18 protein-coding genes are annotated in these 18,774 nt (G+C 63.6%); 10 read left to right on the top strand and 8 right to left on the bottom strand.

Annotated elements, in window-relative coordinates; translation table 11 throughout:
- Window positions 1-23 precede the first annotated feature (23 nt).
- Together pncA and AC1DVW_RS06070 are read left to right on the top strand one after the other, a co-directional pair.
- Window positions 24-638: a bifunctional nicotinamidase/pyrazinamidase gene (gene pncA / locus AC1DVW_RS06075; protein ID WP_477321850.1), complete on the top strand. Its 615-nt coding sequence runs from the start codon at window positions 24-26 to the stop codon at window positions 636-638.
- A gap of 15 nt (window positions 639-653) precedes the next feature.
- A complete protein-coding gene (locus AC1DVW_RS06070; RefSeq protein ID WP_477322634.1) occupies window positions 654-2,081 on the top strand; it encodes a sodium:proton antiporter in 1,428 nt (475 codons plus the stop codon).
- Window positions 2,082-2,320: 239 nt separating this feature from the next.
- On the opposite strand, the gene AC1DVW_RS06065 is transcribed toward AC1DVW_RS06070, so the two are convergent.
- The 8 genes from AC1DVW_RS06065 to gcvA form a co-directional block, all read right to left on the bottom strand.
- Window positions 2,321-3,028 (bottom strand): ABC transporter ATP-binding protein, encoded by a 708-nt coding sequence (locus tag AC1DVW_RS06065; RefSeq protein ID WP_477321849.1) that lies wholly within the window; start codon window positions 3,026-3,028, stop codon window positions 2,321-2,323.
- Entirely contained in the window at window positions 3,021-3,749 is a 729-nt protein-coding gene (locus tag AC1DVW_RS06060; RefSeq protein ID WP_477321847.1) for an ABC transporter ATP-binding protein, read from the bottom strand. Before AC1DVW_RS06060 ends, AC1DVW_RS06065 begins: the two co-directional genes overlap by 8 nt.
- A complete protein-coding gene (locus AC1DVW_RS06055; protein WP_477274413.1) occupies window positions 3,746-4,708 on the bottom strand; it encodes a branched-chain amino acid ABC transporter permease in 963 nt (320 codons plus the stop codon). Before AC1DVW_RS06055 ends, AC1DVW_RS06060 begins: the two co-directional genes overlap by 4 nt.
- Complete coding sequence (locus AC1DVW_RS06050) at window positions 4,705-5,586, bottom strand: branched-chain amino acid ABC transporter permease (protein ID WP_477240803.1); 882 nt, start codon at window positions 5,584-5,586, stop codon at window positions 4,705-4,707. Before AC1DVW_RS06050 ends, AC1DVW_RS06055 begins: the two co-directional genes overlap by 4 nt.
- Before the next feature lie 160 nt (window positions 5,587-5,746).
- A complete protein-coding gene (locus tag AC1DVW_RS06045; RefSeq protein WP_477274409.1) occupies window positions 5,747-7,051 on the bottom strand; it encodes an ABC transporter substrate-binding protein in 1,305 nt (434 codons plus the stop codon).
- Window positions 7,052-7,203: 152 nt separating this feature from the next.
- Window positions 7,204-8,664 (bottom strand): hypothetical protein, encoded by a 1,461-nt coding sequence (locus AC1DVW_RS06040; protein WP_477321845.1) that lies wholly within the window; start codon window positions 8,662-8,664, stop codon window positions 7,204-7,206.
- 181 nt (window positions 8,665-8,845) lie between these two features.
- Window positions 8,846-10,150 (bottom strand): nicotinate phosphoribosyltransferase, encoded by a 1,305-nt coding sequence (gene pncB / locus AC1DVW_RS06035; RefSeq protein ID WP_477274405.1) that lies wholly within the window; start codon window positions 10,148-10,150, stop codon window positions 8,846-8,848.
- 111 nt (window positions 10,151-10,261) lie between these two features.
- A complete protein-coding gene (gcvA, locus tag AC1DVW_RS06030; protein WP_477274403.1) occupies window positions 10,262-11,236 on the bottom strand; it encodes a transcriptional regulator GcvA in 975 nt (324 codons plus the stop codon).
- A 213-nt stretch (window positions 11,237-11,449) separates the two neighbouring features.
- On the opposite strand from gcvA, the gene speB reads away from it, so the two are divergent.
- The 8 genes from speB (at window position 11,450) to AC1DVW_RS05990 (ending at window position 18,687) form a co-directional block, all read left to right on the top strand.
- The gene (gene speB, locus AC1DVW_RS06025) at window positions 11,450-12,511 is read left to right on the top strand and encodes an agmatinase (RefSeq protein ID WP_477240793.1); all 1,062 of its coding nucleotides are present in this window, start codon (window positions 11,450-11,452) and stop codon (window positions 12,509-12,511) included.
- An 82-nt stretch (window positions 12,512-12,593) separates the two neighbouring features.
- On the top strand, window positions 12,594-13,400 hold the full coding sequence (locus AC1DVW_RS06020; RefSeq protein ID WP_477321843.1) for a transporter substrate-binding domain-containing protein: 807 nt from the start codon (window positions 12,594-12,596) through the stop codon (window positions 13,398-13,400).
- 6 nt (window positions 13,401-13,406) lie between these two features.
- Window positions 13,407-14,063 (top strand): amino acid ABC transporter permease, encoded by a 657-nt coding sequence (locus AC1DVW_RS06015; protein WP_477321841.1) that lies wholly within the window; start codon window positions 13,407-13,409, stop codon window positions 14,061-14,063.
- Window positions 14,060-14,707, top strand: a complete 648-nt coding sequence (locus AC1DVW_RS06010; RefSeq protein WP_477321839.1) for an amino acid ABC transporter permease — start codon at window positions 14,060-14,062, stop codon at window positions 14,705-14,707. The genes AC1DVW_RS06015 and AC1DVW_RS06010 overlap by 4 nt, the downstream gene beginning before the upstream one ends.
- Window positions 14,708-14,778: 71 nt before the next feature.
- Window positions 14,779-15,867 carry an ABC transporter substrate-binding protein gene (locus tag AC1DVW_RS06005; RefSeq protein WP_477321837.1) on the top strand — a complete coding sequence of 363 codons (1,089 nt, stop codon included), beginning with the start codon at window positions 14,779-14,781 and terminating at the stop codon, window positions 15,865-15,867.
- A 131-nt stretch (window positions 15,868-15,998) separates the two neighbouring features.
- Complete coding sequence (locus tag AC1DVW_RS06000) at window positions 15,999-17,036, top strand: ABC transporter ATP-binding protein (RefSeq protein WP_477240783.1); 1,038 nt, start codon at window positions 15,999-16,001, stop codon at window positions 17,034-17,036.
- Complete coding sequence (locus tag AC1DVW_RS05995; RefSeq protein WP_477240781.1) at window positions 17,033-17,887, top strand: ABC transporter permease; 855 nt, start codon at window positions 17,033-17,035, stop codon at window positions 17,885-17,887. Before AC1DVW_RS06000 ends, AC1DVW_RS05995 begins: the two co-directional genes overlap by 4 nt.
- A complete protein-coding gene (locus AC1DVW_RS05990) occupies window positions 17,884-18,687 on the top strand; it encodes an ABC transporter permease (protein ID WP_477240779.1) in 804 nt (267 codons plus the stop codon). Before AC1DVW_RS05995 ends, AC1DVW_RS05990 begins: the two co-directional genes overlap by 4 nt.
- The last annotated feature ends 87 nt before the right edge of the window (window positions 18,688-18,774 follow it).

Here is an 18,774-nt window from a genome sequence, read left to right as displayed (position 1 = left end):
CTGAGACAAAAGAGGGAGGCCCCATGGCCGACGAAGCGCTTGTTGTCATCGACCTGCAGAACGATTTTTGTCCAGGTGGCGCGCTGGCGGTCACCGGCGGCGATGAGATCGTGCCGCTGGTCAACGATTTGATCCGGCGCACCGAGCATGTCGTGCTGACGCAGGACTGGCACCCCGCGGGACATTCGAGCTTCGCCTCCAGCCATCCCGGCAAGCAGCCTTTCGAGGCGATCGACATGCCCTACGGCCCGCAGACGCTGTGGCCGGACCATTGCATCCAGGGCAGTCTTGGGTCGGATTTCCATTCGGGCCTCGCCTGGACCAAGGCTGAACTGGTGATCCGCAAGGGCTTCCGCCCGGCCATCGACAGCTATTCGGCCTTCTTCGAGAACGACCGCACGACGCCGACCGGGCTTGCCGGCTATCTCAAGGAGCGCGGAGTCGATAGCGTGACCCTGGTCGGCCTGGCGACCGACTTCTGCGTCGCCTTTTCGGCGCTCGACGCGGTCAAACACGGTTTTGCGACCACGGTGCGGCTCGACGCCTGTCGCGGTATCAATCTCAACGGCTCGGTCGAGACGATGCTGAAGCGAATGCGCGAAGCCGGCGTAAAGCTTGAAGACCACGCATCGGACTGACGGACCATGAATGCGATGCGTGCGACAGCTTTGACGGCCAGCGCTGTGTTGGCTGTTGCAATGTTGTTTCCGGGACTAGCTTTGGCAGCTGAGGAACACGAACTGCCCGGTGCTGCCATGCCGCTTTTGTGGGCGCTGCCTTTCGCCGGCCTGCTGTTGTCGATCGCCACCGGGCCTTTGCTGTTTCCCCATGTCTGGGAGCATCACTACGGCAAGATCGCAGCGCTCTGGGCAGCGCTGGTGGTGGTGCCGCTGGCTCTCGCCTTCGGCATGAATTCGGCAGCGCAAGCGGTGCTGCACACGCTGCTCACCGAATATATGTCGTTCATCATCCTGTTGTTTGCGCTGTTCACCATTTCGGGCGGCATTCTGGTGGCCGGCAACATCCACGGCACGCCGCTGGTCAACGTCGGGCTGCTGCTGGTCGGGGCGATTCTCGCCTCGATCATCGGCACCACCGGCGCCTCGATGATCCTGATCCGGCCGATGCTGCGCGCCAATGACAACCGGCCGTTCAACGCCCATGTCGTCATCTTTTTCATTTTTCTCGTCTCCAACATTGGCGGCTCACTGACCCCCTTGGGCGACCCACCATTGTTCGTCGGCTTCCTGCGCGGCGTCGACTTCTTCTGGACCACCACCAACCTCTATCGCGAGACGCTGTTCGTCGGCGGCCTGGTGCTGGCGGTCTTCCTGGCCATCGACATCGTGCTGCATCGCCGCGAGGGCGGCGCGCCGAAGATCAAGGACCCGACGCCGGATACGAAAGTGCGTATTCGCGGTCTGGCCAATCTGCCGCTGCTGGCCGGCGTCATCGGCGCGATCCTGCTTTCGGCGGCGTGGAAGCCGGACGTGAGCTTTTCCGTACTGGGCGTCAGCCTTGAACTGCAGAACCTGGTACGTGATACCATCATCCTGGGGCTGGCCGGGCTGTCGCTCGTCATCTCCCACAAAAGCCATCGCGAGGCGAACGGCTTCACCTGGGGGCCGATCGCAGAGGTGGCAAAACTGTTTGCCGGCATCTTCATCTGCATCGTGCCGGTCATCGCTATCCTGCGGGCGGGCCATGACGGGGCGCTGGCGCCGCTGGTGGCGCTGGTCACCTCACCGACAGGCCAACCCAACGACCTTGCCTATTTCTGGCTGTCCGGCGCGCTGTCGTCCTTCCTCGACAATGCGCCGACCTATCTGGTGTTCTTCGAACTCGCCGGCGGCAATCCGCAGCATCTGATGACCGAGGCCGCCTCGACGCTGGCGGCGATCTCGGCCGGTGCGGTGTTCATGGGCGCCAACACCTATATCGGCAACGCGCCGAACTTCATGGTCTACGCCATCGCCAGGCATCGCGGCGTCAAGATGCCGGGCTTCTTCGGCTATATGGCGTGGTCGGGCGCGGTGCTGATCCCGACGTTTTTGATCGCTGGCTTTCTGTTCTTTGGGTGAGAATGGCGCACTGATTTCTGCCGGCAGCGCCGCCCCTCATCTGGCTGCCGCCATCTTCTCCCCGTGAACGGGGAGAAGGACGCTGTCATCGCCGATTTCGCCAATCGCCAGCCTTGCAGAATGAGCGCCGAAGGCACGGCCAGCTTCTTTCTCCCCGTTCACGGGGAGAAATGCCCGGCAGGGCAATGAGGGGCGGCGCAACCGCCTGTCTCCTGGCGCTGCCGCTCAGACTTCGCAGTTTACCCCACCCCCACATAGCGGCGCACCGCTGATGGGTCGGCGCGCAATTCCTCGACATCGACGGTCTCGCGGTTGCGGCCATTCTCGATGAAGCAGACACGGTCGGCAACCGACAGCACCGCGTCGACGCGCTGCTCGACGAGGATGGTCGACACTCCCAACTCGCGCAATTTCGACACCGTCTCTCGAATCTTGGCGATCATCGACGGCATCAGCCCTTCGGTCGGCTCGTCGAGCAGCAGCACCTGTGGTTCGATGCACAGCGCCCGCGCCATGGCCAGCATCTGCTGCTCGCCGCCGGACAACGTGCCGGAGCGTTGGCGCAGCCGCTGGCGCAACAATGGAAAAAGGTCAAGGACATTTTCCCGCACGGCCTTGCCCTTGCCGCGCGCCATCAGGCCGATCTCGATGTTTTCGGCCACCGTCATCTCGGCGAACAGCCGCCGGCCTTGCGGTACATAGGCGACGCCGGCCTTCGGCACCTCATGCGCCGGCAGGCCGGTCAACTCCTTGCCGTCGAGCCTGATCGAACCGGCACTTGCCGGAACCAGGCCCATGATCGCCTTCAGCGTCGTCGTCTTGCCGGCGCCGTTGCGGCCGAACAGGCACAGCACCTCGCCCGTGTTCAGCACCAGGTCGAGGCCATAGAGCACCTGGACTTCGCCGTAGAAGCAGTCGAGCCCGGAGATGGTGAGCGCCTCAGTCATGTACCGTCCCCAGATAGGCTTCCTGCACATCGGCGTTTTCGCGGACCTGCTCGGGCGTGCCTTCGGCGAGTATCTTGCCGGCGTTGAAGACGGTGATGCGGTCGGCCAATTGCATAACCACCGGCATGTTGTGCTCGATCAAAAGCACGGTGGCGCTTTTGGCGATCTCGCGCACCAGGCTGATGAAATTGTCGATCTCGCTATCGGCCAGGCCTTGCGTCGGCTCGTCGAGGATCAAGAGGCGCGGCTTCAGCGCTAGTCCCATCGCTACTTCCAGCAGGCGCTGGTGGCCATAGGACAATTGCCCGGCCGGCATGTGGGCCCGGTCGGCGAGGCCGGTGCGCTCGAGCGCTGCCATGACGCCGGCACGCACCGCGCCTTTCGAGCGGCCATCGGTCAGCGTGCGCTGCACCGGCAGCGCGACATTGTCGTAGGCGGAGAGATTGGCAAAGACGCTGGTGATCTGGAAGGTGTAGGCGATGCCCTGGCGAACCCTGATATAGGCCGGCTGGTTGGTGATGTCGGCGCCGTCGAAGACGATCATGCCGGAAGACGGCTGTATGCGACCACTGACCAGGCTGACGAAGGTGGTTTTCCCCGCGCCATTAGGGCCGATGACGGCGCGGATCTCGCCCGACATCAGCGCGAAATCCACGCCATCGACGGCGCGCAGGCCGCCGAAATTGCGCGACAGGCCTTTGGTGGTCAGCAGCGGCATCATGGCAACCACCCCAGCCAACGCTGGCGGATGCTGCCCAGAATGCCCTTTGGGAAAAACAGCACCAGCAGGATGAGAGCGATGCCGACGATCAGCAGATAGGCGGAAGTGAAGCCGCTGGTGATGTCGGTGACATAGTACATGAACAGCGTGCCGATCAGGGCTCCAAGCGTGGTGGCGGCGCCGCCGAGCAGCACCCAGAGCAGCGGCAGGATGGAATACTGCACCGAGGCGAAGCTAGAGCCGACATAGCCGAACAGCAGCGCATAGGCGGCACCCGACGCCGCACAGATGGTGCCCGAGGCGACGACGGCGACGAGTTTGTTCGAGAAGGTGTCGTAGCCGAGCATTTTTGTCCGTTCCTCGTTCTCGCGGATGGCGACCAGCACGCGGCCATAGCGGGAGCGGACGATGGCAAGCGTGACGAGCAGCACGACGGAGAACAGGGAGAGCGCTGTCATGTAGCGCACGGTCGGATTGGTGAGATCGAGCGATGTCGCGCCGAAGGAGAGCACCCGCGCCGGCTGCGGCACGACCATGCCCTGGTCGCCGCCGGTCCACGACGCGAAATAAAGGATGATGAGATAAAACACCTGCGCAAACATCATGGTGACGATCATGAAGGCGACACCGGTCGTGCGCAGCGCCAAGAGGCCGATCACCAGCGCCAGAAGCGCGCCGCAGGCGAGCCCGGCGGCGAAGGCGGCCGGTACATTCCAGCCGAGATGAATGACGGTTAGGCCCGCGCCATAGAGTCCGGCGGAGAAGAACATGGCATGGCCGAGGCTGAGCAAGCCGACATAGCCGAACAAAATGTTGTAGCCCATGGCGAAGACAGCCAGCACCATGATGCGGGCGAGCAGGCCGTGGTGATAATCGGGCAGCACGAAGCTCAAGGCGAAAAGCAAGGCAATGACGCCCAGATGCAATGCATAGGCCTTTGCCGGCGAAGCTTCGCTCATCGCGAGGCCGTCCCGAACAGGCCTTGCGGCCGGAACACCAGCACCATCGCCACCAGCATCGTGGCGATGATCTTGGCCAGGGTCGGCGAGAAGAACACCGAGATGATGCCGTCCGACATGCCGATCAGCACAGCGGCGACAACGGTGCCGCGCAGCGAGCCGAGGCCCCCGATGATGACGACGATGAAGGACAAGAGCAGCGGGTCCTGTCCCATCAGGTAATGCGCCTGGCTGATCGGCACGATCAGCACGGCGGCGACGGCCGCCAGCATGGCGCCTAGCGCGAAGACGCCGGCATAAACCCGGCCAACCGGAATGCCGAAGGCCTGCGCCGTCTCGCTGTCATATTGCGTGGCGCGCATGACGAGGCCGATCCTGGTGCGCGTCAGCACGAACCATGTCGCGACAAGCAGCAGGGCCGAGGCGGCAATGATCGACAGCTTGTAGCCGGAGTAGCCGAACCACGGCAGAAGGATGCGGTAGCTGAAAGGCGGCTCGACCGGCCGCGCCTCAGGACCGTAGAAGGTCAGCGCCAGTTGCTGGATGATGTAGAGCATGCCGATAGTGGCGACGATGGTGGCTTCGGGATTGTAGTTGAGCCGGCGCAGCACCAACCGTTCGGCGACGAGCGCGATGGCGCCGACGATCAGTGGCGCCAGCACCAGCGCGGCGAGGAAGCCGAGTGCCGGATGGCCGCCGATAGCCGTGGTGATCGCCCAGGCCAGCACCGCGCCCAGCATGAAGAACTCGCCATGGGCGACATTGACGACGCGCATGACGCCGAACACCAGCGACAGGCCAAGCGCCGTCAGCGCCAGCACGGCGGAGGTGACGAGGCCTTCGAGGGCGGCAAGGAGGAGGTGGGGTCCGAAGTGCATTCAAGGCGCCCTTACCCTCCCCCTTGTGGGGAGGGTGACCGCGCAGCGGTCGGGTGGGGGAGTGGGGCATGGGCCGTCGCGACCCCCACCCCGTCGCACAGGCTTCGCGGACGCAAAGCCTGCTTGCCGACCCTCCCCACAACGGGGAGGGCAAGGCGGCTCACAGCGCCTGCGTCGTGTAATCCCCCTCGGCCTCGTACAGGCCGTCCTCGATCTTGGTCTTGTGCACGACCTTCAGCTTGCCGCCTTCGACCTTGGAGATGTTCTGGATGCCGAAGCACTGGTGGATCTTGCCGTTGAAGGTTTTTGGTCCCTGCGGATGCTCGGGGCCTTCGGCGAATTCGGTCAGCGCTTCGGTCGCCTCGACCAGCTTGGCGCGGTCCTCCGGTCCCTTGTAGCCGGCATCTTCCATCGCCTTCTTGACGACGTAGAGCGTTTCCCAGCAGCCGAACATGTGCGACGCCGTCGAGACGTCCTTGGGATCGCCGACCGCAGCGCCATTGTCGTCGATGCCGACAGCGGCGCGATAGGCTTTTTGCCCGGCGGAATCGTCGGCCTGCGCATAGCGCGGCGAGCCTTCCCAGAAATGGCTGCCGTCGAGGAATTCAAGGCCGGGGCTGTTGATGTCGGTGGCCTCGAGTGAATCCATGAAGCCGAACAGCTGCGGCCGGTTGGAGCCGTAGAACTCGCCGAGTTCCTTGACGAAGGTGAGCACGGCCGGACCGACCATGACGTGGTAGATCACCTCGGTCTCGGCCGGGATCTGCGGGAAATACTTGGTGAAGGACGATTCCGTCGGCGGAATGGCGATCTGGGCGATGACGTCGGCGCCTTGCGCCTTCAGCGCCGGCGGCAGGTAGTCGCGGTGGTCGTAGCCGAAGGCGAAATCGGGGAAGATCTGCGTCACCTTCTTGCCGGCGTTGGCGGCGATCCACGGCGCCATCGACTGGATCTGGCTCTTCACGTCGGTGATGCCGGGCTGGAAGACGTAGCGGTTCAATTTGGTCGAGGCGACGTGGTGACCTTCGCTGACGACGAAATAGGGGATCTTGTTTTCGCCGGCGGCCGGCGCCGAACCGATGACAACATGCGAGAACAAGGTGCCAAAGACGATGTCGGTCTTGTGCTGGGTGGCGAACTTGCCGACCACCTCGGCGCCGCGGGCGGGATCGGTGCCGTCATCCTCGATCACCAGCTCAACCGGGCGGCCGTTGATGCCGCCGGCATCGTTGATTGCCTTGACCGCGGCGGCGCTCGTCTTCTCGTACCAGCGGCCATAGGCGGCGCCGATGCCGGTGCGGTGCGACTGGAAGCCGATCTTGATCGGCGCCGAGCTCTGCGCCTGGCTGTAGCGGATGAAGCCTGGGGCGACGGCAAGGCCGGCGCCGGCGGCGAGGCCCTTCAGCGCAGTGCGGCGAGAGAGAGCGGTTTTGGAGAGATCGAAAAACCCATTCTTGTCGGTCACGGCAGTTCCCCTGTTTTTGAGTTTTGACTGGCAGCAACGAGGCAAGGCCACTCCCAAGTGGGAGGGCAGAAATCGCATGTGTACAAACTAAATCACCAAAGCCGCGACCTGGCAAGCGAGCTTTGCGCAAAGGCATGCCGGTCGCCTTGTTCTCAGCCGGCGGTCGGTGTGGCAAGCAACCAGAGGCCGAAGACGGTGTAGGCGATCATCAGCAGGGTGAGCGGCAACTGGCTGAGCGCGGCGCGCGCGGGAACCGGGTGCAGTCGCCAGGCGAAACCGTGGGCGACAAGGATCGCGAGCATGTGGCCGGCGATGATGATTCCGGCCTGCACATTCCACAGCCACCAGGCCGAGTCGGCGCCGGCGACGACGCCGGCTTCGATCTGCATGTCGGCGGTGCCGAACAGGTTCCAGCCCAGCGCAAACGGATCGGAGACGGCGGCAAGCGCGTATTGACCATCGACCAGCAGCGCCGTCAGATAATGGGCGACATGATAAGCGAGCGCGATCGGCACGATCGACCAAACCAGCAGGCCGGCAGCCTGAGTGAAGGGATGCGGGCTGGAGGCCAGACGCTGGCCGACGATGACCGCAAGCGCGAACGCCGCTGCCAGCAGGACAAAGGTCAGCATGAGGCCAAAACTGCCGATGCCGATCAGCGCCGTGCGACCGGGAAATTCCAGCGGATTGATGCCGAACAGGCCGAGCCAGAAGAAGGTCTTCGACAGGCCATCGAACGAGACCGATGACAGGCTGAGCAGCAGAAAGGCGACGCCGCTGAGCTGCAGCGGCTTGGCAGCGAGCAGCTTGGCGCCCGGCCAACACAGTTTGAGCCGACCATCTTCATCGCGCTCGACAATGGCGAAGCACGCCACCATGGCGAAGAAGATGGTCAGGAACTCGCCGCGCCGGCTCCAGTGGGGATAACCGAACACCAGCATGGCAACAAAAGTGCCCAGCCAGTAGAGCCCGGCGGCAAAGGCCAGCCGCGCCGGATCGTCGGGCGCCGGATCGATCAGCTCGAACCAGGCGAAGGCGAAGAACAGGATGACGGCGGGCCAGCAGCCGAGCCATGTGGGCAGGCGCGATGCCTGGGTTTCGACGTTGGATCGACCGACCAGGCGAGTGGCGATGCGCCACGGCCCGTACCACGGATTCAGCCACGACCAGAGATCGCCGAGCAGGCCTTGTAGCAAGGCCAAACCGACCCAGAGCAGCGTCCAGATCACCAGGGGCAGCGGGTTGGAGAGAGGGTCGCGGCTGCCGAACAGGCCGGCGGCAATCAGGACTGCAAAGCCGGCAAAGGATAGCAGGCTGACGATCGTGCGGGAGCCCTCGCCAAAGGCAAGGAGCGGCAGGCGGCGGCGCCAGAAACGGTCGAGCGCGTCTGGCGGGAGCAAAGCCAGAACGAGGAAACTGGCGGCAACAGCGAGCGCACCGCCAGCGACGTAGTAGCCGGTGGGGAGAAGGAGGACGTGGCCGCGGTCGGAGGCGTGGGCGAAGGCGGGGGTAGGTGAAAGGAGGGCTATCGAAGCGCCGAGGCTCAGAAAGCAAAAGGCGAGGAATGAAGGGCGACAGCGCTCTACGGCGCCCCCCTCTGTCCTGCCGGACATCTCCCCCACTTGGGGGGAGATTGGCAGTTTCGGCGCCGGCTTCTCTCCCACAGCGTTGGGGATTGGCGAAAGCGGAGATGAGAGCGCAATCTCCCCCCAAGTGGGGGAGATGTCCGGTAGGACAGAGGGGGGCGCGAAGGAACTCACGCTTTCCAAGAATTCCTTCTTACCGGCATCACCCTCACACCTTGACCAGCTGCTCCACGCGATCCTTCGCCCCGAATATCCTGAGATAGCGGTCGATCTCTTTCAGGTCACCCGTCGCCTTGGCCGGGTTGTCGGACAGCTTGACCGCCGGGCGACCATTGGCTTCGGTGACCTTGCAGACCAGCGATATGGCGTCGAGGCTGTTGGTTTCGGTTGGCGCGCAGCCTTCGAAATCATTGGTCAGATTGGTGCCCCAGCCGAAGGACATGCGCACCTTGCCACGGAAGTGGCGGTAGGTTTCCTCGATGGTTTCCACCTCGAGCCCGTCGGAGAAGATGAGCAGCTTCTGCTTGGGATCCCTGCCCTTTTCGCGCCACCAGGAAATGATCTTCTCGCCGCCTTCGATCGGCGGCGCGCTGTCGGGGCGGAAGCCGGTCCAGTCGGCGACCCAGTCCGGCGCGTCGCGCAGGAACGAAGCCGTGCCGAAGGCGTCGGGCAGGACGATCAGCAAATTGCCGCCATAGTAGCGCTGCCAGTCCTGCAGCACCTTGTAAGGCGACTCCTTCAATTCCTTTTCCGAATTGGCGAGTGCTGCGAACACCATCGGCAGTTCATGGGCGTTGGTGCCGAGCGCTTCGAGGTCGTTGTCCATGGCGAGCAGCACGTTGGAGGTGCCGGTGAAGGCTTCGCCGATGCCTTCCTTCAGCGCTTCGACGCACCAGCGCTGCCACAGGAAGGAATGGCGGCGGCGGGTGCCGAAATCGGAAATGCGGATCCCGGGCAGCGCCTTCAGCCGCTCGGTCTTGGCCCACATCTTGGCCTTGGCGCGGGCGTAGAGCACATCGAGGGCGAAGGGGCCGAAGGCGCGCATGGCGGCGCGTGAGCGCAATTCGTTGATGATGGCGAGCGCCGGGATCTCCCACAGGGTGGTGTACATCCACGGGCCGCTGAAGGTGAGTTCGTACTGGCCGCCGTGCCTGGAAAGCTCGTATTCGGGCAACCTGAAATTCTCCAGCCAGGCAAGAAATTCCGGCTCGAAGATCTGCTTGCGGCCATAGAAATTATTACCGCCCAGCCAGATCATCTCTTTCTTCGAGAAGCGCAGCGTGCGGGCGTGATCGAGCTGCTCGCGCAACTCGCCTTCGTCGATCTCGTCGGCGAGGCGCACCGTGGTGGTGCGGTTGATCAGCGAGAAGGTGGCGTCGACCTTGGGGTACATGCCCCAGATCATCTGCAGCATCAAAAGCTTATAGAAGTCGGTATCGAGCAGGCTGCGCACGATCGGGTCGAGCTTCCAAGTGTGATTGTAGACGCGCCGCGCTATATCGGTCTTTGCCATATCTCGATGCCGCCTTCGCTCGCTCCCCGCAAAAGCCTCTTAGCATTGAATTTTTGAAAGCGCCTCCCGCTTTGCGGCTGGCCCGACAAAAAGAAAACGCTCGGGCCAGGCTCAGGACGAGGTCTTGGCGCCGATGACGCGCAGCGCCGGGCGTTTCCTGCGGATGCCGATGCGGCCCGCCACCGGCGCATCGGCGCGGCTGTCGGCCTGCTCCTTCTCGGCAAACAGCCAGTCGATGAACAGCTGCACGATCGGCGTCGATTTCATCTCGTTGCGACAGACGACGTAGAAATCGTCGACCGCCGGCACCGACAGGCTGAACGGGGCAACCAGCAACCCCCTGGCGAGCAGCGCGCTCGCCGTGACTGAATCGCCGAGTGCCACGCCATGGCCATGAACCGCGGCTTCCGTCGACATGCGGGCGTCGCCGAGATGGTGGCGTCGGCCGCGCTCCAGATCGAGCCCGTCGGCGGCGGCCAGCCAGGTGTGCCACTCGCGACCGTCATCACCATGCAGGAAGACATGATCGGCGAGGTCGCGGACGGTGCGGATCGGCCGGTTGTTGATCAGCGTCGGGCTGACCACCGGGAATAGTTCGAGGCCCGACCATTTGCGCATCCAGCAATCGGTCCAGCTGCCATCGCCATAGTGCACGCAGACATCGATCTGCGGGGCGCGGATATCCTTGGCGTCGTTGGAGGGGATCAGCGTCAGCCTGATATCGGGATATTGCGCCATGAAGCTGCCGAGCCGCGGCGTCATCCACAAAAGCAGCAGCGCCGGCACGCAGGAGACCGAGAGTGTGCCGGCGCTGGCCGGCCTTGTCATGCGCTGCGTGGCGGCGGCGATGCCGTCGAAGGCGGTCGATACCGCCGGCAGCAGTTCGGCACCGTGCGGCGTGAGCTTCACCCGCTGGCCGGTGCGTTCGAACAGCTTGACCCCGAGCGATTGTTCGAGCGCCTTGATCTGATGGCTGATGGCGCCGTGGGTGACGTTCAGCTCAGCCGCGGCCTTGGTCAGCGAGGCATGGCGCGCCGTCGCCTCGAAGGCGCGCAACGGATTCAACGGGGGCAAACGCTTGGCCATGGGCACTCAGATTCAATGTGAGATTTTCTCACAAGCTGCACCCTAACAATATCAATTGATTTTTCAATGCGGCTGCCGGACACTTTGGCTCGGAACAGCATCAAGACTTGGAAATCTGCAGGCAGCCAGCGGGACAGCGACCCGGCCGGATGACGGTCAGTTCGTTAGATGTCGCCGAGGCCGCACTGCATTAGCCCAGCAGGAGGACCGGAGATGGGTTACGATCGCGGCAAGCTCGAAGCGTTGCGTCGCAAATATGGCGAAAGCCATGGCGGCGAAATGTTCGATCCAAAGTTCCGGCGCGTCGCCGACAAGATCTTTTCCAAGAGCGGCACCAGGCTGGCGCCCTATTCCGGCATCCCGACCTTCCTCGCCGCGCCCTACCGCGAAATATCAGCCGACAATCCGGACTTCGGCGACCTGCAGGTGGCAATCATCGGCGTGCCGATGGATCTCGGCGTCACCAACCGGCCGGGCTCGCGCTTCGGGCCAAGGGCGCTGCGCGCCATCGAGCGCATCGGCCCCTACAACCACGTGCTGGAATGCGCGCCGACGCATGAGCTTCGCGTCGCCGACATCGGCGATACGCCGTTCCGGAGCCGCTACCGGCTCGAGATCAGCCACGAAGACATCGAGCGCCGCACCAACCAGATCGTCGATGCCGGGGTCATTCCGCTTTCTGTCGGCGGCGATCACTCGATCAGCCATCCGATCCTGAAGGCGGTCGGCAAGAAGGCGCCGGTCGGCATGATCCACATCGACGCCCATTGCGACACCAGCGGGCTGTTCGACATGACCAAGTTCCACCATGGCGGACCGTTCCGCAATGCGGTGCTGGACGGCGTGCTCGACCCGACCCGCACCATCCAGATCGGCATACGCGGCTCGGCTGAATATCTGTGGGAGTTCACCTACGAATCCGGCATGACCGTGGTACATGCCGAAGAGGTGACCGGCCTCGGCATCCCTGCGATCATCGAAAAGGCGCGGAAAATTGTCGGTGACGGCCCGACCTACATCTCCTTCGACGTCGACAGCGTCGATCCGGCTTTCGCGCCGGGCACCGGCACGCCTGAGATCGGCGGGCTGACAACGCGCGAAGTGCTCGAACTGCTGCGCGGCCTGAAAGGCCTCAACATCGTCGGCGGCGACGTCGTCGAGGTGGCGCCGCAGTATGACGCGACCACCAACACCGCCCATGTCGGCGCCCAGGTGCTGTTCGAGATCCTGAGCCTGATGGTGTTCAGCCCCGCAATCACCGGCAAGGGAGCCTGACACTCAAACATATCCCAAGGCGGCCGCCGCGCTGGAGCCGGCGACCGCACTCAAACAAACAAGCTTCCAGAAGGGAACGACAATGACACTTCACATGAAACTCAAATCATCCATTGCCGCCGTGCTGATGCTCGGCGCGACCGGCTTTGGCTTCACCTCTCAGGCCAATGCCGACGCCGTCGACGACATCACCAAGGCGGGCGCCATCAATGTCGGCATCTTCTCCGACTTCCCGCCCTTCTCCTCGGCCAGCGCCGATATGAGCATCAAGGGCTATGACATCGACGTGGCGCAGGCGATCGCCGATTCGCTCAAGGTGAAGCTCAATCTGGTCAGCGTCACCGGCCAGAACCGCATCCCGTATCTCACCGACAAGCGCGTCGATATTCTGATGAGCGTCGGCTATTCCAAGGAGCGTGAGCAGGTGATCGATTTCGCCGCCGCCTACGCGCCTTACTACATCGCCGTCATCGGCCCGGCAGCGCTTGCGGTCAAAGGCAAGGAAGACCTTGCCGACAAGTCGATCGCGGTCAACCGCGGCACGCTCGAAGATACCTCGCTGACCGAGGCTGCACCGGCGTCGGCCGATATCAAGCGCTTCGACAACTACAACTCCGTCATCCAGGCCTTCATCTCGGGCCAGACCCAGCTGATGGTGGTCGGCAACGATGTCGGCGCCCAGGTGCTGGCCAAGCAGGATGCGTTGCAGCCGGAGCAGAAGTTCCAGCTGCTCACCTCGCCCTCGCATATCGGCCTCAACAAGAACGAGGACCGGCTGAAGACAGCGGTCAATGACGCGGTTGCCAAGATGCTGGCCGACGGCAAACTCGACGAAAGCTCAAAGGCCTGGCTGAAGACACCGCTCAATCCCGACAACCTCAAGGATTGATGTGCCGTGGCCTTTGCTTGGCTTCCAGGTGCAGTGGGCGACATCGCACGCGGAGCGCTCACGACGGTCTTGTTGATCGTCGTGACCACTCTGGTGGGAACGCTGCTCAGCATCCTCGGCGCGGCTGGCCGGCGAAACGGCCCGCCGCTCGTGAAGCGGGCAATCGCCATCTATGTCGAGGTGATGCGCAACACACCGTTCCTGGTGCAGCTGTTCTTCATCTTCTTCGGGCTGCCCAGCCTTGGCGTCAGGCTCGATCCGCTCCTGGCTGCCATGCTGGCGATGACACTCAACATGGCGGCCTACACGATCGAGATCGTCGGCGCGGGGCTTGACGCGGTGCCGCGCGGGCAGACGGAAGCAGCGCTGGCCCTGGGCTTGAGGCCACGCCAGGTGTTCATCAAGATCGTGCTGCCGCAGGCGCTCAAGGTGATCTATCCGGCGCTGACCAGCCAGATCGTCATCATGATGCTGGAGTCCGCCGTGGTGTCGCAGATTGCGGTTCGCGAGCTGACCTACGAGGCCGACATGCTGCAAGCCCGCACCTTCCGCTCGTTCGAGACCTATCTTGTGGTGACGATGGTCTATCTCGTCCTGTCGATGGCATTGCGCCGGGTGCTTGTGACAGGCGGACGCCGTGTGTTGGGGGCTGGCGTGACATGATCGAATTCACCTTCTGGGACATCGTGCGCAACCTTCTGCTCGCCGCCCGCTGGACGGTGCTGTTGTCGCTGGCTGCCTTCGTCGGCGGCGGCATCGTCGGCATGGTCGTGCTGTTCTTCCGCATCGCCAAGAACAAGTGGAGCCAGCGCATTGCCTCGGGCTACATCGCGCTGTTCCAGGGAACGCCGCTGTTGATGCAGCTGTTCCTGATGTTCTTCGGCCTGCCGATGCTGGGCCTGCGCATCGAGCCGTGGACCGCCGCCGTGCTCGGCCTCACCTTCTTCGCCAGCGCCTATCTGGCCGAGATCTGGCGCAGCGGCGTCGATGCGCTGCCGCGCGGCCAATGGGACGCCGGCGCCAGCCTCGGCCTGCACTATCTGCAGGAACTCCGACTGATCATCCTGCCGCAGGCCTTTTCGATCACCCGCGCGCCGACCGTCGGCTTCCTGGTGCAGCTGATCAAATCGACGGCGCTGACTTCGATCATCGGCTTCGAGGAACTGGTCAGGACCTCCAACGCCATCAACAACGCCACCTTCGAGCCGTTCAAGGTCTACGGGCTGGTGGCGCTGATCTTCTTCGTCATGTGCTTTCCACTGACGCAATACGCCCGCACGCTCGAACAACGAGCGGCGGCCCACTGAAGCCGCCAAGCGGCGGACACTGGATTTAAGGGAACCAGCCGGAGTTCCGGCATCAACAGAGGAGAAACCAGATGAACAGATTGATCGCAACACCTGTCACCCGGCGCAGCGTGCTTGGCGCCGGCCTTGCCACCGCCGGCGTGCTTGCCATGCCGTCGATCCTGCGGGCGCAGGAGAAGTCACTGAAGGTCGGCGTCTATGGCGGCTACTTCAAGAAATCCTTCGACGAGCATGTCTTCCCCGATTTCACCAAGGCAACCGGCATCACGGTCGAGTCCGTCGCCGAGCCGACCGGCGAGGCGTGGCTGGTGCAGCTCGAACAGGCGGCCAAGGCCGGCCAGGCCCCGGCCGACCTTTCGATGATGTCGCAGACCTCGACGCTGAAGGGCCAGTCGACCGAATTGTGGACGCCGCTCGATACGTCGAAGTTCAAGCACTATGGCGACCTGCTGCCGCGCTTCATCAACAAGTATCCCGACGGCCGCGTCGCCGGCATCGGCGCCGTCGCCTGGTGGATCACGCTGGTCAGCAACACCGACGTCTACAAGGACGCGCCGACATCGTGGGCAGCCCTGTGGGACAAGGCCAACGAAGACAAGCTCGGCCTGCTGGCGCTTGCCTCCAACTCGTTCCTGCTCGAAGTGACGGCCAAGACCTTCATGGGCGGCACCAACGCGCTCGACACTGAAGAGGGGCTGAACAAGGCGTTCGAGAAGCTCGCCGAGGTCAAGCCGAACGTCCGCCTGTGGTATCGCGACGAGGCGCAGTTCGAGCAGGCGCTGAAGTCGGGCGAGATCCCAATGGGCCAATATTATCATGACGTTACCGGGCTCGCGGTCGCCGACGGCTTCCATGTCCGTTCGACCTTCCCGAAGGAAGGCGGCATCCAGGATTCCGGCAATTGGGTGCTGTCGCGCGCCTCGACCAAGGTCGACGAGGCGCATGTCTTCATCGACTATATGAGCCAGCCTTCGATGCAGGGCGTGATGTCGCGCAAGGTCGGCACCACGCCGACGCTCAAGAAAGAGGTGCTCGACCTGACGCCGGAAGAGTTCGCCTCGGTGTCGTCGGAGATCGAGCCGATCATTCCGCGCTACGACCTCTACACGTCGAAGGCCGACTGGATAAACCAGAAATGGACCGAGCTTATCGTCGGGTGAGCCCCGAAGAACTCGCCTGACCCCGCATATTGCCTCTCCCCTGACAGGGGAGAGGCCGCCGATCGCCGAATTCCCATCGCGAAGTGGGGAAACGACCATTCGCAATATTCTCCGGTTTACAGGATCAACTCATGTCCGGACTAGACATCAACGCCATCACCAAGAAATTTGGCAATTTTGCCGCCGTCGACAATGTCCAGCTGAACGTGCCGCACGGCACCTTCGTCTGCCTGCTCGGTCCCTCGGGCTGCGGCAAGACCACGCTGCTGCGCATGATCGCCGGGCTGGAGGAGCCGACCAGCGGCGCCATCGTGCTCGACGGCGAGGACATCACACCGCTGCCGACGCACAAGCGCAATCTCGGCATGGTGTTCCAGTCCCTGGCGCTGTTTCCGCATCTCTCGGTCGGCGACAACATCGCCTATGCTCTGCGCATTCGCGGCGCTTCGAAGGAAGAGCAGAAGAAGCGCGTCGACGAATTGCTGACACTGATCCATCTGACCGGCTTCGCCGACCGGCCGGTGGCCAAACTGTCCGGCGGCCAGCGCCAGCGCGTGGCCATCGCCCGCGCCTTGGCGCTGTCGCCAAAACTGTTCCTGCTCGACGAGCCGCTGTCGGCGCTCGACGCCAAATTGCGTGAAGCCATGCAGGTGGAGCTGCGCCAGTTGCAGCAGCGGCTCGGCATCACCACCATCGTCGTCACCCACGACCAGCGCGAGGCGATGACCATGGCCGATCTGGTCGTGGTCATGGGCCATGGCAAGATCCTGCAAGCGGCGCCGCCGATCGAGATCTACCGCAAGCCGGCCGACGCCTTCGTCGCCGACTTCATCGGCATCACCAATCTGTTGCCGGCGGAACTCGACAGCGCCGGGCGCACCACTATCCTCGGCACTGCCATTCCCGGCCTTGCCATGCCGGCCGGCATGACCAAGGCCTCGGTGTCGATCCGGCCCGAGGACGTGCATCTGGGCGAACCCGGCAGCCGCGCTATCACCGGCCAGGTGAGCTTCGTGCGCGATCTCGGCGGCACCATCGAGACCTTCGTCGAGGTCGGCAGCACCAGCATCATCGCCGTGACCACGCCGCGCGAGCGGCTCAACGTTGCGGTCGGCGCCAAGGTCGGCGTCGTGCTGCCGCCCGAAAGCTGCGTGGTGCTCGGCTCATGAGACGCGAAGCCCCAAGGTCGGTAGCCGACTACACACCTTTGTTCTTTCCGGGTCTGATGCTCGTCGTCTTTTTCGTCGTGCCGTTCTCGACGATGATCGCGGTGAGCTTCTTCAAGCGCAACCCGGCCGGTTTCTACACGCCGGATTTCGTCTTCGACAATTACGCCCGCTTCCTGTCGGTATTCTTCGGCGGCGTGCTCGGCTTCTCGCTGATGCTAGCGGTGCTGGTGGCCATCTGCTGCGTCGCAATCGCCTTTCCCTTCACCTATCTCCTGACCAGGCGGCCGCGCACCGTGCAGACGCTGTGGCTGGTCGGGCTGCTGTCGGTGCTGTCACTGTCGGAAGTCATCATCGGCTTTGCCTGGTCGACGCTGTTCTCGCGCACCGCGGGGATCACCAATCTGTTCGTGGCGCTGGGGCTGATGGACAAGCCAATGGCGCTGCTGCCTACCTTCGGCGCCGTGCTGACCGGCATGGTCTACCAAGCGCTGCCCTACACCATCCTGGTGCTCTACCCCGCCCTTGTGCGTCTCGACCCGACACTGCTCGAGGCCGCGCGCACGCTTGGCGCTTCGCCGATCCGGGCTTTTTTCAATGTCGTCGCGCCGGCGCTGCGAAACACCATCGTGGCGACGCTGATCATGGTCTTCGTGTTCGCGCTCGGCTCCTATCTGTTACCGCAAATCCTCGGCCGGCCGCAGCACTGGACGCTGTCGGTGCTGATCACCGACCAGGCGATCTACCAGTCGAACATGCCGTTCGCGGCAGCGATGGCGGTGTTCCTGGTGCTGATCTCGCTGGCGCTGGTCGGCATGATGCTGCTCGTCGGACGCCGGGAGAACGCGCTATGATCGAGACCTTGCTTCGCCGCTTTTATTTCGTCGTCGTCGCGTTATTCCTGGCAGCGCCGCTGATCGTCGTTGCCGGCGTCTCGGTCAACGAGAAGCAGGATCTGGCCTTCCCGCCAGTCGGCTTCTCGCTGGCCTGGTACGGGCAGATCTTCAACGATCCGGAATGGCGGCTGGCGTTGATCCATTCGGTGACGCTGGCTGTCTGCTCGGCGGCGATTGCGGTCGCCATCGCATTGCCGCTGGCCTGGTTCCTGTGGCGGCGCATCGCGCCATGGGCGAACATTTTTCAGGTGCTGGGGCTGGCGCCGTTTATCCTGCCGCCGGTGATCACGGCGCTCGGCTTCCTCACCTTCTGGGCGACGGTCGGGCTGTTCGGCCAGTTCTTCACCGCCATCATCAGCCACGCCATCTTCTTTGTGACGCTGCCGCTGGTGACGCTGTCGCTGGGTTTTGCCTCCATCGACCGTTCGCTGGTCGAGGCAGCCGCGACGATGGGCGCCGACGACCGCACCGTTTTGAAGACCGTCGTGCTGCCGCTGATCCTGCCTTACCTCGTCTCGGGCTATGCCTTCGCCTTCGTGCTGTCGCTCAACGAATACATCGTCGCCTACATGACGATCGGCTTCACCACCGAGACGCTGCCGATCAAGATCTTCAACGCGCTGCGCTACGGCTACACGCCGACCATGGCTTCGGTGTCGGTGTTCTTCGTCGCGGTGGCGGCCCTGGTGTTCGGTTCGATTGCCAGGTTCGGCGACATCCGCCGGCTGCTCGGCGCCATGTCGTCCGACGGCAACTGAATGCATCCATGCAAAAGCAACCCCCGACAATTGGTCAAGGCCTCCTTCGAGCCGTTCAATGGTCGGCGTGCCCGTACGCGTGGCGAA

Source organism: Mesorhizobium sp. P3_B5, assembly GCF_056402815.1.
This window is presented reverse-complemented; position numbering and strand designations above follow the sequence as displayed.

Coding starts and splice junctions, on each gene's coding strand:
- pncA (WP_477321850.1), top strand. CDS start 24: ATGGCCGACGAAGCGCTTGTTGTCATCGACCTGCAGAACGATTTTTGT.
- AC1DVW_RS06070 (WP_477322634.1), top strand. CDS start 654: ATGCGTGCGACAGCTTTGACGGCCAGCGCTGTGTTGGCTGTTGCAATG.
- AC1DVW_RS06065 (WP_477321849.1), bottom strand. CDS start 3,028: ATGACTGAGGCGCTCACCATCTCCGGGCTCGACTGCTTCTACGGCGAA.
- AC1DVW_RS06060 (WP_477321847.1), bottom strand. CDS start 3,749: ATGATGCCGCTGCTGACCACCAAAGGCCTGTCGCGCAATTTCGGCGGC.
- AC1DVW_RS06055 (WP_477274413.1), bottom strand. CDS start 4,708: ATGAGCGAAGCTTCGCCGGCAAAGGCCTATGCATTGCATCTGGGCGTC.
- AC1DVW_RS06050 (WP_477240803.1), bottom strand. CDS start 5,586: ATGCACTTCGGACCCCACCTCCTCCTTGCCGCCCTCGAAGGCCTCGTC.
- AC1DVW_RS06040 (WP_477321845.1), bottom strand. CDS start 8,664: ATGTCCGGCAGGACAGAGGGGGGCGCCGTAGAGCGCTGTCGCCCTTCA.
- pncB (WP_477274405.1), bottom strand. CDS start 10,150: ATGGCAAAGACCGATATAGCGCGGCGCGTCTACAATCACACTTGGAAG.
- gcvA (WP_477274403.1), bottom strand. CDS start 11,236: ATGGCCAAGCGTTTGCCCCCGTTGAATCCGTTGCGCGCCTTCGAGGCG.
- speB (WP_477240793.1), top strand. CDS start 11,450: ATGGGTTACGATCGCGGCAAGCTCGAAGCGTTGCGTCGCAAATATGGC.
- AC1DVW_RS06020 (WP_477321843.1), top strand. CDS start 12,594: ATGACACTTCACATGAAACTCAAATCATCCATTGCCGCCGTGCTGATG.
- AC1DVW_RS06010 (WP_477321839.1), top strand. CDS start 14,060: ATGATCGAATTCACCTTCTGGGACATCGTGCGCAACCTTCTGCTCGCC.
- AC1DVW_RS06005 (WP_477321837.1), top strand. CDS start 14,779: ATGAACAGATTGATCGCAACACCTGTCACCCGGCGCAGCGTGCTTGGC.
- AC1DVW_RS06000 (WP_477240783.1), top strand. CDS start 15,999: ATGTCCGGACTAGACATCAACGCCATCACCAAGAAATTTGGCAATTTT.
- AC1DVW_RS05995 (WP_477240781.1), top strand. CDS start 17,033: ATGAGACGCGAAGCCCCAAGGTCGGTAGCCGACTACACACCTTTGTTC.
- AC1DVW_RS05990 (WP_477240779.1), top strand. CDS start 17,884: ATGATCGAGACCTTGCTTCGCCGCTTTTATTTCGTCGTCGTCGCGTTA.